The organism is Paenibacillus sp. FSL L8-0340 (assembly GCF_038593145.1).
Classification (GTDB): Bacteria; Bacillota; Bacilli; order Paenibacillales; family Paenibacillaceae; genus Paenibacillus_AQ.
The window spans coordinates 7099760-7116379 of the sequence record NZ_CP151967.1 but is presented as its reverse complement, the minus strand read 5'-3'; the positions used below and the strand labels follow the sequence as shown (position 1 = coordinate 7116379).

General features: G+C 52.6%; 14 protein-coding genes. 7 read left to right on the top strand and 7 right to left on the bottom strand.

All coding sequences use genetic code 11. The features are described from left to right. The first annotated feature begins 106 nt into the window (after positions 1–106). The 7 genes from NST07_RS32565 (at position 107) to NST07_RS32535 (ending at position 8584) form a co-directional block, all read left to right on the top strand. A complete protein-coding gene (locus NST07_RS32565; RefSeq protein ID WP_341097061.1) occupies positions 107–1003 on the top strand; it encodes a sugar ABC transporter permease in 897 nt (298 codons plus the stop codon). Between the two features lie 45 nt (positions 1004–1048). Beyond that, complete coding sequence (locus NST07_RS32560) at positions 1049–1912, top strand: carbohydrate ABC transporter permease (protein ID WP_341097815.1); 864 nt, start codon at positions 1049–1051, stop codon at positions 1910–1912. A 50-nt stretch (positions 1913–1962) separates the two neighbouring features. Beyond that, positions 1963–3726, top strand: coding sequence for a histidine kinase (locus NST07_RS32555; RefSeq protein WP_341097059.1), 1764 nt, complete (start codon positions 1963–1965; stop codon positions 3724–3726). Next, entirely contained in the window at positions 3701–5362 is a 1662-nt protein-coding gene (locus NST07_RS32550) for a response regulator (RefSeq protein ID WP_341097057.1), read from the top strand. Before NST07_RS32555 ends, NST07_RS32550 begins: the two co-directional genes overlap by 26 nt. A gap of 91 nt (positions 5363–5453) precedes the next feature. Further along, positions 5454–6842, top strand: a complete 1389-nt coding sequence (locus tag NST07_RS32545) for a sugar ABC transporter substrate-binding protein (protein WP_341097055.1) — start codon at positions 5454–5456, stop codon at positions 6840–6842. Positions 6843–6988: 146 nt separating this feature from the next. Next, positions 6989–7363, top strand: a complete 375-nt coding sequence (locus tag NST07_RS32540; protein ID WP_341097054.1) for a helix-turn-helix domain-containing protein — start codon at positions 6989–6991, stop codon at positions 7361–7363. 87 nt (positions 7364–7450) lie between these two features. Continuing rightward, positions 7451–8584, top strand: coding sequence for an NADH-dependent flavin oxidoreductase (locus tag NST07_RS32535; RefSeq protein ID WP_341097053.1), 1134 nt, complete (start codon positions 7451–7453; stop codon positions 8582–8584). Between the two features lie 199 nt (positions 8585–8783). Here NST07_RS32535 and NST07_RS32530 read toward each other — a convergent pair whose 3' ends face one another. The 7 genes from NST07_RS32530 to NST07_RS32500 form a co-directional block, all read right to left on the bottom strand. Further along, positions 8784–8996: a hypothetical protein gene (locus tag NST07_RS32530; RefSeq protein WP_341097051.1), complete on the bottom strand. Its 213-nt coding sequence runs from the start codon at positions 8994–8996 to the stop codon at positions 8784–8786. 194 nt (positions 8997–9190) lie between these two features. Next, positions 9191–10423: a peptidase T gene (pepT, locus tag NST07_RS32525; RefSeq protein ID WP_341380085.1), complete on the bottom strand. Its 1233-nt coding sequence runs from the start codon at positions 10421–10423 to the stop codon at positions 9191–9193. A 90-nt stretch (positions 10424–10513) separates the two neighbouring features. Continuing rightward, a complete protein-coding gene (locus NST07_RS32520) occupies positions 10514–11176 on the bottom strand; it encodes a class D sortase (protein ID WP_342480782.1) in 663 nt (220 codons plus the stop codon). A gap of 31 nt (positions 11177–11207) precedes the next feature. After that, complete coding sequence (locus NST07_RS32515; protein ID WP_342480781.1) at positions 11208–12209, bottom strand: hypothetical protein; 1002 nt, start codon at positions 12207–12209, stop codon at positions 11208–11210. 464 nt (positions 12210–12673) lie between these two features. Further along, positions 12674–13687, bottom strand: a complete 1014-nt coding sequence (locus NST07_RS32510; RefSeq protein ID WP_081966042.1) for an LLM class flavin-dependent oxidoreductase — start codon at positions 13685–13687, stop codon at positions 12674–12676. A 233-nt stretch (positions 13688–13920) separates the two neighbouring features. Then, a complete protein-coding gene (locus NST07_RS32505) occupies positions 13921–16176 on the bottom strand; it encodes a M56 family metallopeptidase (RefSeq protein ID WP_341097045.1) in 2256 nt (751 codons plus the stop codon). Beyond that, on the bottom strand, positions 16173–16580 hold the full coding sequence (locus NST07_RS32500) for a BlaI/MecI/CopY family transcriptional regulator (RefSeq protein ID WP_341097814.1): 408 nt from the start codon (positions 16578–16580) through the stop codon (positions 16173–16175). The genes NST07_RS32505 and NST07_RS32500 overlap by 4 nt, the downstream gene beginning before the upstream one ends. Positions 16581–16620: the final 40 nt, after the last annotated feature.

Here is a 16620-nt window from a genome sequence, read left to right as displayed (position 1 = left end):
GTGAAATTCTCCCCCTTAGCGCAGTCGGTTTCTCCCTAACTGTATATGCTCGGAGGGACGTATGATTAGGGCAGAAGCGCAAGTCCAATGACAGGAGGAACAATCAATGAATGAAACGAAACGTCAAATAAACGCCTGGACCTTTGTAGCGCCCAGCTTGATTCTGACGCTGATTTTTGGGGTGTACCCTATCTTTTGGGCTTTAAAGTACATGTTCTATGATTATCAGGGCTTCGGCACACCGCTATTCATCGGCCTGGATAATTTCGAGCGGCTGTTCCGCGATAAGGATTTCTGGCATTCCGTGGTCAATACCTTCATCTATGCAGGCGGCAAGCTTGTGATCACCATTCCGCTGTCTTTTGTACTGGCGGTGATTCTCAACCGCGCCTTGAAGGGGCGCCAGCTGCTGCGGGCGATTTATTTCATGCCTACCGTGATCAGTGCTTCGGTGATGGCGATTGTGTTCTACGTTATTTTCAACTCTTACAACGGAATGGTGAATCAGCTGCTCATGGGTGCCGGAATTGTATCCGCTCCCATAGACTGGCTCGGCGCCAAACACGCCTTAATCACGGCGATTATTATCGCAATCTGGGGTGCGGTCGGCAACTATATGCTGCTCTTTATTGCCGGGCTGCAGAATATTCCGGAGGATCTTTATGAAGCCGCTTCCCTGGACGGCGCGGGGCCGCTGCGGAAGATGTGGAGCATTACCGTTCCGATGCTGGGACCTGTGCTGCAAATGATCATCATGCTGGCCATCACCGTCTCTCTGAAAGGTTACGAGAGCATTATGGTGCTGACTGAGGGCGGGCCGTACGGCAAGACGGAAGTCATGTATCTGTATCTCTATAAACTGTTTTTCCCTGTATCGAGCGGAGGCTCGAGCATCCAGCAGTTTGGTTACGGGAGCGCGGTCGGGTTCACCACTGCGGTTATCGTCGGTCTGATCACTCTGGTTTACTTTTATGTATCCAAAAAGCTGAATGATATCTATTAAAAGAGAGGAGAATGTACAGTGAGCACATTGCATGCGGAAACGAAAATGACTTCGGCACAAGCTGAGCGTTCGGTTAAGACCAAAGCGCTGCTGTCCAAGGCACTGCTGTGGATTTTCCTGCTTCTGGTGGCGGCTTTTGCGGTATTCCCGATTGTTCTGGCCTTTTTCGGATCGCTTAAGTCCAATCTGGAGCTGACCACAGGAACAACCCTGCTGCCGAAGGAATGGAAATTCGATAACTATTCGCAGGCCTGGACTTCAGCAAATTTCGCACGCTTCACCTGGAACAGCGTATTTATCAGCACATTTACTACTATAGGCACTCTATTGATAGGAACGATGGCTGCATATGCAGTAGCAAGGGTTGATTTCTACGGGAAACGGCTGTATGTGATCATTCAGTCCTGCACCCTGTTTATCTCCATCGGTGCTGTCGTGCTGCGTCCCCAGTTTGATCTTATGGTATCGCTTCATCTGCAAAAATCGCTCTGGGGCGTCATCATCATTCTGATTAGTGCCCATGCGACTGCATTTTTTATGCTGATCGGTTTTGTGCGGGCGATCCCGAAGGAACTTGACGAGGCGGCGTTTATTGACGGCTGCAACTTTTATAGCGTATACTTTCGTGTTATCTTGCCGCTCCTGACGCCCGCACTGGGGGTGACTGCACTCTGGACCTTCCGCGGCGCATGGAATGAATATATTCTGCCGCTGGTATTTACCATGACGCAGCCTGCCCTGCAGACGCTGACCGTAGGTTTAGCCGGGCTGAAATACGGTATCGGGGATGCGGCGCAGCCCCAGCTAATGCTTGCCGGCGCATGCTTGTCCATGCTGCCGATGATTATTGTCTACATTTTTGCCAACAAATCATTTATGCAGATGACGGCTGGCTCTGTAAAGGGCTGAGGCTAACGCAGCGATTCTCCGGGCGGCCGGTCAACAAAGGATGTGGAACCATGCTGAAGGCCTGGCTTTACCGGACCTCGCTGAAGAAAAGAATATGGCTGTCGTTTACCGCACTGACGGTCTTTTGCATCTCTATTACCGGCCTGTGGGCCTACTCGATTGCTTCGCGGGCTATGGAGCGCAACTCCATCGACCTGAACCGCAATGTGCTGAACCAGTCGGTCAACGTGCTGGACCAGAAGCTGAAGCAGATTATTGTGGCTTCCTCCACCATGATGCTGAGTGAAGCGTACAAGCAGACCATAAGGGACATACAAGCGCATAACACAGACCGGTTTTTCGCCAATTTCTCCTTGCTGCAAGGCCCCTTTACACAGGCGGAGCTAACGGAGAACTCCATTGAATCTATACTGATCAGTACGCCGGACGGGGATTTCTATTCCGCCGGCAATCTGCGCAGAACAGCGACTCCATTTATGGAGTCTTTGCTGTATAAGCGGATCAAGGACAATCCGGAATCCAACTGGGTGGAGAGCCATCAGGACGAGCTGTTCGCCGGAAAACATCAGGTCATTTCCCTGCTGCTTCAGCCGCTTACGGAGAATTATGTGCCGGATGTCTTTTTGACCGTCAATGTAAAGGAGGACATCCTGGAGGATACGGTCAGCGGGGGCGCGAGCCTCGGCAGCGCAAAGTTTCTGCTGATCAACAAGACGGGGGCAAGTGTCTTCGGAGACAAGGAACGGCCGGAATGGTCACGCTCGGCGGCATTTATGGACAAGCTGCTTGAAGCAAAAAGCGGCAATTTCGAGTATTCCGCCGGCGGCGGGCCGATGCTGGTCAGCTATGCCGAATCACGGTATGCAGACGACTGGCTGCTGGTCAGCTACCAGTCGAAGAAGGAGCTGCTCCAGCCTGTGCGCAGCATCCAGTGGCTGGTGCTGATGATCATGGCTGTCTGTATTGTGATCGCGCTGCTGCTGGCGAGATACTTGTCGGCACTGCTGCTTGGGCCGCTGCTGAAGCTGCAGAAGACGATGTCGCGGGTGGAGCAGGAGGATCTCGGCGCCCGTTTCCAGAGTCCGTTTCAGGATGAGATCGGGGAAGCAGGCCGCAAATTCAACCAGATGCTGGACCGGATCGGTGAGCTGATTCTTGAAGTCAAGGATACGGAAAAAGAAAAGCGGAAAGCGGAGATCAAGGCGTTGCAGGCGCAGATTGAGCCCCATTTTTTATATAACACACTGAATACAATCTTCTGGAAATGTGAAATGGATGAATATGAGGATGTGAAGCAGATGGTGATTTCTCTGTCCGCCCTGTTCCGGCTGGGGCTGAACAACGGGCAGGAAATTACGACTCTGGGCAGGGAGCTGGAGCATGTCCGCCAGTACCTGAACCTCCAGCAGCAATGCTACGAGGGACTGTTCGAATATACGATAACCGCAGGGCCGGAGCTGCTGGAGCTTCCCGTGCTGAAGATTATCATTCAGCCCCTCGTGGAGAATTCGATTCTTCATGGGCTGAAGGAGCTGCGGAACGGGGGGAGGATTCGGATCTCCGTGGCAGCGGAGGCGCACAATCTTGTAATCCGGGTAACCGACAACGGGGCGGGCATGGATGCGGAGAAGCTGAATGCCCGGCTGAAGGAGCCTGTCGGCAGCGGAGGGTACGCCCTGTCCAATATTTGCAGCCGGTTGCAGCTGTATTACGGCAAGGAGGCCGGATTAACCTTCTGCAGCCGTCCGCTTATCGAAACCGAAGCGGTTCTCTCATTTCCAATGGAAGGTGGAGTTTATCCTGAACCACACTGAGCCTATTAAAATATGTATTGTTGACGATATCCCGGCCGTTGTCCGGGGCTTGTCGCAGCGAATCCCCTGGGAGGAGCACGGCATTGTAGTTGCAGCAACAGCGGCTAACGGAGAAGAAGGGCTAATGCAGATCCGCAAGCACCGGCCTGATATTGTGTTGACCGACATCCGCATGCCGTTTACCGATGGACTGGAGATGATGCGGATTATTCAGGCGGAGCAGCCGGACATCAAACTGATCTTCCTGACGGGCTACTCCGATTTCACATATGCCCAGGAAGCGGTGAAGCTCGGGGCCTTTGACCTGATCGTCAAGCCTTTTACCAAGCCTCAGGTGCTTGAATCGGTTCTGAAGGCCAAAGAGATGCTGGAGCGGGAACGCTCCCAGGCCGAACAGATGCGGGGGATGGAGCAGAAGCTGCGGGAGAGCATGCCTTATTTGCGCCAGGAGTACATGCGTCTGCTAATCCGCTATGGCAGCAGGCAGCAGCACCTCAGCCAGCAGTGGGATTTCTATGCCATTACAATGAACAGCCGCGACTTTTGTGTGCTGGTGGCGGAAATAGACTTTTTTGCAGAGCGCACGGCCGCCCTGCCAGTATCTGAAGTAGAGCTGATCCGTTTTGCGGTGCAGAATATTCTGGAAGAGACGGTTGCTGCCTATACGCAAGGCCTCGTCTTCCGCGAACATGTCAATCAATTCGTCATCGTCATGAATCCCCCGGCGGAGCTGGATGCGGAGCAGCTCGCGGAGAAATGCCGGGAGAACGTATGCCGTCATACATACCAGACGGTGTCGATCGGACTCGGCGGGGAGGTCGAAGAGGCCGGCCAGCTGTCCGTATCCTACGCCCAGGCGTTGTCTGCGCTGGCAAACACGTTTCTGACCGGCGGGAACAGCGTATACCGTTATGTGGAATCACTGGAGGGGGATGCCGCCCTGCCCCGGTACTCTTACGACAAAGAGAAGGAGCTGCTCTACTGCCTGCGTTCGGCCAATCTGGCCAAAGCGGAGGAGCAGCTAGGCGACATCTGGAATGAATGGCTGAGCGCTCCCGCCCTGCCCGGTCCGGCTATCGTCAAGACGATGTGTCTTGAACTGGCCCATTCCATCCACCGGGTCTTTTCCGACAAGGCTTCGGACTCGGAGGTCAAGACGCTGGAGAAAAAGCTGGCCGACATGAACGGAGCCGCCTCCTTTGAGGAGCTGCGCAGGCAGATCCGGGAATTTTGCCGCCAGGGCTGTGCGTACGTGCAAATCCGCCAGTCCAGCGATGCGCGTGTACTGGTGGAGCGGGCCATCGCCCATATCAATGGAAATCTGCACCGCAACCTTTCCGTAGCTGATTGTGCCAGAGAGGTTCATCTCAGCCCGAGTTATTTCTCCAATCTGTTCAAAAAGGAGATAGGAATGACGCTCGCCCAATACATTATCAGCCGCAGAATGGAAAAGGCCAAGGAACTGGTGCTGGAAGGCATGCAGGTTCAGGATATCGCCGTCTCGCTGGGCTATGAGGACCGCCCCTATTTTACTGAACTCTTCAAAAAATATACCGGCATGACCCCTACCGACTTCCGCTCCAAATACGCTTCGGTCACGCAGCGCGGAAACAGTGATTTCGTCTCCCATGAATAGTTGTTTTCTCCTTCACTTAGAATCGGGCGGACATTCTATAATTTTTATATGAAATGAATGCGATTACAAAAAGAAAAGGGAGGCAATTTAGATGAAAAGAAATAAGTGGATGCTGACTGGAGTTTCGCTGCTGCTGGCCGGTTCGCTGGCCGCGTGCTCCTCGTCCAATACAAATACGGAGGCGGAGGGCAACAATACAGCCGCTGAGAAAACAAAGCTGGTCTACTGGACCATCGACCGTCATGATTCTGACTTTATAGAGCAGAAAATCAGTGAGTATGAGGGCCTCAATCCCGATGTCGATATTGAAATGAAAGTGATGGCCGAGAACTACGCCCAGTCGGTGGATATTGCCTTCTCCAGTAAACAAGCACCGGATATTCTGCGTGTGGATACGGGGAACGTGCCAACCTGGGTGAAGAAAGGCTACCTGGAGTCCTTCGACAGTTATATTACACCGGAAATGAAAAGCCGGTTCGAGAAGGTGCTCATTAATGAGAAGAATACCGTGGACGGCAAAATCTACACCCTGCCGAATATCGGCCAGTTCTGGCGCCTGATCTATAACGTAGATCTGTTCGAGAAGGCCGGCATTACCGAGCCGCCGACCACGCTGGCGGAAATGGTGGAGGATGCCAAGAAGATTACAGAGGTGGGTAAAGCCAGCGGTGCTTATGGCTTCGCCGGAAATTTCAAAAGCGCAAGCGGCTTTGAACGTATCGCTTATCCGATCACGACCCTCAGCAAAACTGCAGGTACAGAGGGCTTCAATTTCCAGACTGGCCAGTTCGACTTCAGCATGTATAAGGAAGCACTTGAAGCCCTGCGGCAGATCACGATGGACGGAAGCATGATGCCGGGTTCGGAATCGCTGGATATTGACCCGCTGCGCGCGCAATTCGCCCAGGGTAAAATCGGGATGTATTTCAACCATTCTGTCGAACCTAGCGTCTACAAAACCCAGTTCCCGACCGATATCCGCTGGGCCGCAGCGCTTCCTCCGACAGTGGACGGCAAGCAAAACGGTGCCAGTCAGGTTATCTCCGGCAGCTACCTGGCGATGAGCAAGGATTCGGAGCAGAAGGAAGCGGCATGGAAATTCATCGAGTGGATGTACAGCGATGAGGTACAGATTGCCTATCAGGAAGGCGGATACGGGGTTTCGGTTATTCCTTCCGTTGCTGCTGCAGCCAAAGCTCCGGATATTCCGGGAATCGAGAACTTCCTGCCAACGAAATTTGATGCCATCTATCCGGCAACTCCGCTGGTAACTACCGAAGGACGCCTGGAAGGAACGAAGAAAGTCGATGTCTTCAACAAATATATTTTTGACGGCGGAGATTTGGACAAGGAGCTTCAGGATCTGAATACCCGCTATAATGCAGCACTGGAAAAAGCCAAAGCAGCGGGTGACACCACGATTGAAGCGCAGCCGGACTTCAGCGCAGCCAGCCTGCAGGGAAGCCTGTCCAGCAAATAAAACGCATACGCAGCATACAGACCGCAGGCCGAGCCTGCGGTCTGTATGCGTACATAGGGAATATGGTCCCGATGCGCCTGCCGGTGATGTGCGGCCCCCGGGTGTTTTGTAGTATGATATTAAAGAACGAAAGGGGGCCGCATACCTTGGCGACGGATATTAAAGACCGTATCAATCTGAAGGAAATCAACTGCGAGAAGGAGCTTACGCTTGCCGTTATCGGCGGTAAATGGAAGCTGATCATCTTATGGCACTTGGGCCTAGAAGGAACCAAACGTTTCAGTGAGCTGAAGAAGCTTATTCCTCATATTACGCAAAAAATGCTGACCAATCAGCTTCGTGAGCTGGAGGAAGACCAGCTTGTGCTGAGAAAGGTGTATGCTGAGGTCCCGCCGAGAGTAGAATACTCTTTGACGGAATACGGGCAAAGCCTGCTGCCTGTACTGCGTATGATGTACGATTGGGGCAAAAACTACGGAAATAATGTCATCTGGAAGGATATACCTGAGGAAGATAGATAACGTTCGTTAGCAATAGATCGCAGACTGCGGTCCAAGCTGCAAGTGTGGAGCCAGTAGCGCTAAGTATATAACGGAGGGAAATCAAAGATGTCTACAGATTATAGTCCACTGCTGGAATCCTACCGGTTCGAAAATGGGATTTCATTAAAAAATCGTGTCATTATGGCACCGATGACCAACTTTTCTTCTAATGAGGACGGTACGGTATCCGGACCGGAATTGCAATATTATGCCCGCCGCTCCAAAGGTGCGGGACTGGTGATTACGGCCTGTGTATATGTGACGCGGGGCGGTAAAGGATTTGCTGGCGAATTCGGTGCAGACCGTGATGAACTGATTCCAAGCCTCCGCGAGTTGGCTGAAGCAATCAAGGGTGCAGGCGCGAAGGCAGTTCTGCAGATCTTCCACGGTGGCCGCCAGTGTCCTCCTGAGCTGCTTCCGGATGGCCAGGCGGTCAGCGCGAGCAATGTTCCGGCTGAGCTGCCTCGGGGCGGTCATGGTCCTGTTCCTCGTGCGCTGAGCGAAGAAGAAATTACCGGTATTATTGCCGACTTCGGCGCGGCTACACGCCGGGCCATCGAGGCCGGCTTCGACGGCGTGGAGATTCATGGCGCGAACGGCTATTTATTGCAGCAATTCTTCTCCCCGCATTCCAACACACGCGAAGACCGCTGGGGCGGCAGCCTGGAGAACCGGCTGGCTTTCCCGCTCGCCGTGCTGCGTGAGGTCAAACATGCGGTGAAGGAGCATGCTTCGTCGCCGTTTCTGGTCGGCTACCGCTTCTCACCCGAGGAGCCGGAAACACCGGGAATTACGATGGCCGAGACCTTTGCGCTGATTGATGCGCTGAAGGAGGAGGGGCTGGACTATCTGCATGTTTCGCAGCAGGATCTGTGGTCCAAGCCTCACCGCGGCACGGACGACAGCCGTCCACGGATTGAGCAGATTGTGGACCGTGCAGGAGATGATGTTCCGGTTATTGGTGTCGGCTCCCTGTATAAGGCCGATGATGCGCTGAAGAGCCTGGAGACCGGAATCAGCCTGGTAGCCCTGGGCCGCCCGCTGCTGATTGATCCGGACTGGGTGCAGAAGGTTGCCGAAGGGCGAGCTGCTGGCATTAAGACGGAGCTTGATCCTTCAGCCCAGGCGGAGCTTGTAATACCGGACCCGCTATGGGGCGCATTAATCCATACGCCGGGCTGGATGCCGATCAAAGCCTAAATCCGATCCAGCGGAGCGTTGGCGCGGTAAAACTTCCGCCTGCGGATTAATTGGGGCAGCCGCCGCTCCGTTTGGTTTGGTTCGTCTCAGACGGAGCCGTTACAGCTAAGTTAGAGGTGTTGCCACGGCCGCGGACCGGGGAGACCTTATTTTCTCTATAGAGTGCATTTTGCGGGACTAACGGACCGTAGCGCACTTATTACCGTTTCGGCAGCCGGATTTCAGGCCAATACCCGTGCATAAGTGCATTGGAGTCCGATAGCTTGCCGGAATGATGCTCCAGCCGAAAATAAGAGCTGCTGGGTCCGTTGCGTGCCCGGGGTCTTTTCTGACAGCGGGGGAACGATTTCCAGAAAATCCGCGTCCCATACTGATTGCTGTCCGGCTGCCGCCGGAAGCTCTCACCAAGCAAAAACCCTCTGACTCCCGTATTGCGGCGGTCAGAGGGTTTTTATTTCTGCACAGTTTGCGCAGATAATAAAATCGGACAAGCCGCAGGAGCTTCACTACCTGCGCAAAGAGGCCTGCCCGGTCAGAGCAATTGCTCTTGACCGGGCAGGCCGAATTGTTGCAGCGGGTTGTGCAGCCGCAAGGGGAAACCCTCGGCTATGCCTTTTGCTCAAACAGCTTGGCAATCTCAACGATAACCTGGACGGACTTCAGCATAACATCTACAGAAGCGTACTCGAATTTGCCGTGGAAATTTTCGCCCCCGGTAAAAATGTTCGGAGTCGGGAGTCCCATGTAGGAGAGCTGTGAACCGTCTGTCCCGCCGCGGATCGGGCGAATGACCGGTGTTATGCCGAGGTTCTCCATCGCTTCGTGGGCAATATCGACGATATGGCGGACCGGCTCGATTTTTTCACGCATATTATAATATTGGTCATTCAATTCCAGCACAATGTTCTCATCGCCATAAGTGGATTTGAATTCATCTACAATCGCAGAAATATTCGCTTTGCGGTTCTCGAACTGGGTGCGGTCGAAGTCGCGGATAATGTAATGCAGCTTGCTGTGCTCCGCCGATCCCTGCATGGAGATTAAATGGTAGAACCCTTCATAGCCGTCCGTAAATTCAGGAGCCTCGCCGGATGGCAGCCGGAGGTGGAAGGCCATGGCGATTTTGGACGAATGGATCATTTTGCCTTTTGCAGTGCCGGGATGCACGTTGACGCCTTTGAAGCTGATTTTGGCGGCAGCAGCATTAAAGCTCTCATATTCCAGTTCTCCCAGAGGCCCTCCATCAACGGTGTAAGCATAGGAAGCGCCGAAGGCGGCGACATCGAATTTATGCGGCCCGCGTCCGATTTCCTCATCGGGGGTGAAGGCGACTCTAATCTTGCCATGCTTAATTTCCGGATGCTCCAGAAGATACGCCATCGCGGTCATAATCTCGGCGATTCCGGCCTTGTTGTCTGCTCCCAGCAGCGTAGTCCCATCCGTCGTAATCAGGGTATGTCCCTTATACCCGGGCAGCTCAGGGAAACTCTCCGCGGAGAGGACCACATTCAGCGCCTTGTTCAGCACAATGTCGTTCCCGTCATAATTCTCGACAATTTGCGGTTTCACACCGGCGCCGGTGAAATCTGTCGCGGTATCCAAATGCGCCAGGAAGCCGATCGTCGGAACCTCCTTGTCGCTGTTGGCGGGAAGGGTAGCCATGACATAACCATGCTCGTCCACTGTAACCTCGGCAAGTCCTAGTTCGCTAAGCTCATCAACGAGCTTACGGGCCAGCACCATCTGCCCCGGAGTGGAAGGACAGGTGTCACTGTCTTCATCCGATTGGGTATCCATCTCAGCATAAGACACAAAACGTTTGATCAGCTCTTCTTTCAAAATGGTTCAGCTCCTCTTTTTCTTCCAGTCGTATGTCTATATTATCACTTTCTATACAAGGTCTCATCCTTTGGTGGTGGCGTGCATATGTTATTCCGCTTCATGGGACAGCGGCTCCTGCCGGAGCAATGACGCTGAGAGCAGGTAACGTTCAGGCGCCGAACCGACGTAGGAGAAAGGATAGCAGGTGATCAAGGTGAGCACCGGTGTATCACTCTGCTTAATCGCCCCCCGTTCATCGCCGTCTACAATGAGACTGCCGGTAACTTCATAAATGAATTTTCCTTCGGCGGTCTCCAGCTCGATCAGATCATGGACTTCCAGATTGCCAAGGCCGCGAAACACTGTATCGCGATGGCCGGCCAGCACGCTGTTGCCGATGGCGCCAATCGCTGCGCTCCCTTCATAATGCCCTGCGCCTTTTTTTAATTGGGGGCGCCCGGTTCCTTCCAGAATCGCTACCCGTTTATCGAGCCTCGGAAAATAAATCTCTCCAATAACCTCGCCCCCGGTATAATCGGTTCTGGCAATGTTTTCCTCTCCAGAGAGGTTGACCATTCCTGCGGGCAGCGGAGTTTCTTCTTCCGGCACCTGGAGACTGACGGCTTCCTCCCTCTTTTTGTCCCAATCGTTTAGGGCATGCCGGGCTTCAGCGGGTGCTTTTAAGATCTGCACTACGGAATAGATCAGCACACACAAAGAGAGTATGAAGAATAGCTTCACGGCAATGGATAGCCCGGAACGCTTCTTCATACTCTCACCTCCAACCTTTGGCTTAATCAGCTTATTTTTTCGAATTCAGTCTGCGAAGTACGATAATACTGAGTATGGCAACGGCCAAACTGATCAGAATCAGGTTATACCAAGGTTCTGCTGTATCCGGCAATTTGTCGCCCTCTCCCGGTCCGGAGAGCGGAATCTCATCATCATCTATAATGACGTCGTCGCTTGGTGCCGGAGACGGTGTCGGCGTGGCCGAGACTTGCGGTGTTCCATTGTCGGTGCCGCCCATTGGCACAGGTTCATCCGTTACAGTCACTACAGCGGTTCCCGCTGAAGCTGTCACGGCTGGTGATCCGGTTGGAGCCGACGAAGTTCCCGGTGTGGCAGTAATGCCTGGGGACGTTGTCGGCCCGCTGCTAGGTGCGCTTGTAGGATTACCCGACGGCTCCGTTGAAGCGGAGGCGGCTGGTGTCGCGCCAGGATCAGTGGTTGGACCCGGTGTCACGGTAGCACTTGCTGTCGGACTAGGTTCACTGGTTGGACCTGGTGTCGTGGTAGCGGCCGGTGTTGCGCTAGGTTCAGCTGTTGGATCCGGTGAGGCTGAAGCGGAGAAGATGAAGTCGACGCTTGTTGTCTTCCCCTGATATTCATTTCCCGCTTCCAGCGGAAAGGACACATCCATCTGGAGCACTTCCTGTGAGCCTCCGGTAAGTGTACCTATGGCTACCCTGCCTTCTGCCTCGCTCATCACTCCTGAATAGAGGGTTACTCCCTCTTTTTGCAGGGTCATTTGCAGTATATTGTACAATTCCTCGTCTCCGGAGGTGAATTTAAAATCAACAAAATAATTAAACCGTTCATGACCCTCATTGATCACCGTATAATCTGAGGTCGTTGCGTCGCCCGGCTGCATATTGCTCATAATCTCGGTGCTCGTCGTATGGGAATTGACCCGGAGCTTAATCGTCTCTTCTGCGCTTACACCCCCGGCATGCCAGATGACACCTGCCAGAATGATCAGAATGTAGGCGCCTATAAAGCCGGCCTGAACTCTCTTCTTCACTTTCCACGCTCCTTTCTACCGGAAAGTAATCCTGCCCTCAGCGTACTCTCGACAAATCCTTACTTTAACCCTGATGTTTCTTCAACTTTTGTCATAAAGAGTGGTTTTATGGAGAACTACTACATAATAAGGCGACAGTGTCCTGAAAACAGTGATCAGAGTTTTATAGCCATATGTATGTTCGTTATAACGAATATCTACAGTATAATCAAAATTGTAAATAAAGAAAAACGAAATAAAACATATTTATTGGCTAAAATCATTCAATTCAAGGATAGAATAACCGGTTATCGTTTAATTACTTCGATTTACTCATTATTTATCCATATTATTGTTAATGATAGCGTTTTATAAAGAACGATTCGTGATGAGTATACAAAAAAACAAGGCGGTTACAAGGAAGGGAAGCCGATGCTTTCCTTCCTAATAATCGCCTTGCTTAGTTATGTGCCGGATTGCGGGATTTAGTTCTCCTTAAAAAGCTGGGCTATTAGCTCATAGGAATGCAACTGGGCCGAATGGTCGAAAATTTGCGATGCGATGATGAACTCATCGGCATCGGTCTCTTCAACAATCTGCAGAAGCCGTTCTTGCAGAGCAGAGGGATCACCCGCTATAGAGTAATTCTGCTTGTTCTGCAGAATGGCTTTTTCCTGCATGGACCAGAGGCCATCCATGCTGTCTACCGGAGGCTGGAGCATGCCGGTGCGTCCACGGATGATGTTCAGGAATTGCTGCTGCTGAGAGGTGGCAAGTCTTCGGGCTTCCACTAGAGTGTCAGCGGCGGTAGCTCCAAGCCCGACCATAACATGAGGCTTGGATAGGGCAGCCGATGGCTTGAAGCTGCTGCGGTACAGTTGCAGGGCAGGCAGCAGATAATCCGGTGCAAAGTGGCTGGCAAAAGCGAAGGGCAAGCCTAGCTGCCCCGCCAGTTGGGCGCTGAAGCCGCTCGAACCCAGCAGCCAGATCGGAATGTTCAGGCCTTCGCCGGGAACAGCGCGCACTCCGAGCGGCCGCGAGCCTGCGCCGTTTGGATCAAAGTAAGCCCGGAGCTCGCTCAGCTGCTCTGGGAATTCGCTGCCGTCGCTGCCCAGGCCGCGCCGCAGCGCTCTGGAGGCTGCCTGGTCAGAGCCCGGAGCTCTTCCCAGCCCCAGATCTATGCGCCCAGGATACAGGGACTCCAGTGTGCCGAATTGCTCCGCAATCATGAGCGGCGCATGGTTGGAGAGCATGATGCCTCCAGAGCCCACGCGGATACTGCGTGTACCAGCGGCCACATGACTGATAACAAGCGAAGTGGCGGAGCTGGCGATGCCAGTCATATTATGATGTTCCGCCAGCCAGTAGCGTTTATAGCCCCACTCTTCGGCATGACGGGCCAAATCCAGTGTGTTATGAAATGAATCCGCTGCTGTACTGCCCTCTTTGATCGGAGCGAGATCCAGCACGGAGATGGGAATGTCCCGCAGTTGCTTCACTTTAATCCCTCCAGTAATGATGCTTTAAGCATCTTATAGCAGTATTTACAGCTATGAAATGAACTACCCGATAATTATAACATGAAATAATATTATTTACACACTTTAAGTAAGCGTTGAAGCAAGCAAACTAAAGTGAGAATGGATGGTCTGGGCTCTGATGGAACTGCAAAAACGGCTGTAGCCTATGGGCACAGCCGTTTCTGCAGTGTTGTACTGATTCGGGGATGAGCTTAATGAGCCTGCGCCGCTGCTGCGGCCAATTTATCAATGTCTGCAGCAGGGACTTCCATGAATGAAGAGACAATGGTCCGCTGATCCTCAAGCGCCGGTACGCCGGTGAATCCCACTTTGTAGATTATGCCTTCATCCTGCCAGAAATAACTGAGGAAATCCGGCTCGGTAGGCTTGCTGAGCTCTCCGTCGATTTTGTAAGGTTCCGTAACCAGCACCTCTTGTCCATTTACATGAGCGGCGGTAAGGGGAACGGCAAACTTTTCTCCGTCAATCCGGTAAAAAAAGACTTGTCCTTCCTGTTTGAAGGTTTCATATAAGCCTTGATTCTGCATTTGCAAAAAGGTGACATCAGGATTGGAGTATGCTGTCCAAAACACTGTTCGGGACATTCCCAGTCCGTCTAGAGGATAACTGAATTCAATGCTTGAGGTGAGCGTGGCCGTATGCATGGCAAAGCCGGACTCTTCCATAGGGAACTTGGGCACAAAGCCCATAATATCGGCAGCCATCCGTAAATCCTTCACATCAATGACATCTACATTAAAAAACTTTTTATTCACGAAGCTGCGTTTCATTTGTTCATCCGGATATTTGATGGAGGCCAGGAGTGATGCGATTTCTTGCTGTGATAGGGTACCGCTGCCTATATATAGTTTATAAACAATCCCATCCCGCTCCCAAATATAGAATAATTTCTGTACATGCTGATTGACATGCACATTGACATAGATTGTGTCTATTCCGCCAATGGTAGTGGGTTTCCGGTCAACCGGAAGAGGTGTCCCGCCGTCGCCGCGCGAGGATTCACTAAGTTCAACAGCCGTATAAATCTGCTCAACGCTGCTATCCTTGTAAGCTTCCAGCGAAAATTGCCCGGTGTGGGTATCCCCGTCGTACCGTACATAAGTGAGAGTAACTTGTTCAATCTCGTTATCCTCTGAGTTCGCAGTAGCAGCTTGAGGCGGAGTGACCGCAAGGTAAGCCCTCTCCAGAATGAAATCCGGGGGCAGCACGGACGGAGCCTGGAAGGCAAAACCCGCTTCCTCCACGGCTCTGTCCAAGCGATTATAATTTCTATTCTTGTACAGATTGATTAAATCATCGTTAACGGCTGTGTCGTTATTTTTTGAATCGCTGGAGGCATTCGTTAGTGTCACCACGCTCAGCAGAACCAGGAGCAGCACGGCTGCCGCTGATATCCGGTACGAGCCTTTTTTAAATGAGCGGATCATAGAAACCCTCCTTGTAATCTGCTGACGGTGCTGCGATCCGAAGAAATAAAGCACTTCGCGGTCGGTCCGTCCTTTAGAAAACTGCTTGAGAAATTCAACGAGCGTTAATCCGTATGCCGCAGCTTCTTCTTCTCCCAGCACATCCAATACGTGTGCGTCACAGGCCAGCTCCCGGTCGGTTTTCATTTTGTACAGTCCTAGCCAAGCTAAAGGATTGGGCCAATGAATAGCCGCGGCCGCACTGCCCAGCAGATTCCACAGGGTATCGCGGCGTTTATAGTGAGCAAGCTCATGGGCCAGAATGTGCAGCAGCTGCGGTGACGTTAACTCCTGAAGCGCCAGTTCCGGGACGTATATCCAAGGACGGAACACGCCGCTCAGGAAAGGGCTTTTGGCCGAGGAGCCGGTGTAGAGCGGGATCTTTCTTTTCACTCTGAACCGGTTCAGAGCGTCCTCAAGCACCGCAATTGGCCGGGGATCAGTAACCCGTCTCAGCCGCTTCCGCCCGCGGAGCTGTCTGCTCATGATGCCAAGTCCGTTCAGGAAAAGAAAGACTGCACCGCCGAACCAGATTATTGCAGCGGCCTTCAGCCAGGGAGAGTAGATACCTGCCGCACTGGAATGTCGGACTCCCGGCGCCTGCCCGTCTGCTTGTTGTAGGTGTCCTGCATTAATGGTGTCTCCGGTTCCGGTAGTGCCTGATTGCGGATCAGAATCAGAGTCCAGCCCCTGATTGCTTGGAGCAGCAGCTTGCAGATTCGGCAATGGATCAGCGGCCTGTCCCGTGAGCGCGCTCTTTATTCCTTCTCCATACTGAAGCACATGGAACATGCTGAGCGGACTGTCCGGGATCACCGGAAGCAGCATTCGGATAATGACCAGCAGCCACAGCAGGTAACGGACCCTGGCGCTGATGACCTTTTGCAGGATGGCATGAATTGCGATTACAACCAGAATCACCAGGCTCGCGGCTAATGTATCATCCAGGAAATCGACAAACAGGCTGTAGATCACATTCATTCCTGTGTACCTGAATCTTTGTGTGCTCCTTGTGCTTTCTTCTCCTGGAGCAACCGTTCCAACTGCTCAATTTCCTGGGCGGATAACGTAACCTCTTCCAAGAAGTTGGTGACCATCAGGTTGGCGGCTCCCCCGAAGACCCGCTTCAGAAAAGACTGGCTTTCTGCTTGTACACATTCCCGCTCGGAGAGCAGCGGATAATAAAGATAACTACGCCCGGATTTCTCGAAGCCAATGGCTTTCTTCTTAAGCAGCCGTGTGATAAAGGTGCGTACCGTCTGATCGCTCCATTCAATAGACCCCGGCAGGTGCTGGACAATTTGTTCAGCTGTAACCGGATGGTTGCCCCAGATGACTTTCATGATCTCCCATTCAGCCTCTGAAATTTTGGGGATGCTCTTCATATAATCGACTCCTCGCAGTTTCATGAATATTCAATCTACA

Bases quoted from the DNA above. Each gene is read 5' to 3' on its own strand.
- NST07_RS32565 (WP_341097061.1), top strand. From the start codon at position 107: ATGAATGAAACGAAACGTCAAATAAACGCCTGGACCTTTGTAGCGCCC.
- NST07_RS32560 (WP_341097815.1), top strand. From the start codon at position 1,049: ATGACTTCGGCACAAGCTGAGCGTTCGGTTAAGACCAAAGCGCTGCTG.
- NST07_RS32555 (WP_341097059.1), top strand. From the start codon at position 1,963: ATGCTGAAGGCCTGGCTTTACCGGACCTCGCTGAAGAAAAGAATATGG.
- NST07_RS32545 (WP_341097055.1), top strand. From the start codon at position 5,454: ATGAAAAGAAATAAGTGGATGCTGACTGGAGTTTCGCTGCTGCTGGCC.
- NST07_RS32535 (WP_341097053.1), top strand. From the start codon at position 7,451: ATGTCTACAGATTATAGTCCACTGCTGGAATCCTACCGGTTCGAAAAT.
- NST07_RS32520 (WP_342480782.1), bottom strand. From the start codon at position 11,176: ATGAAGAAGCGTTCCGGGCTATCCATTGCCGTGAAGCTATTCTTCATA.
- NST07_RS32505 (WP_341097045.1), bottom strand. From the start codon at position 16,176: ATGAATGTGATCTACAGCCTGTTTGTCGATTTCCTGGATGATACATTA.
- NST07_RS32500 (WP_341097814.1), bottom strand. From the start codon at position 16,580: ATGAAGAGCATCCCCAAAATTTCAGAGGCTGAATGGGAGATCATGAAA.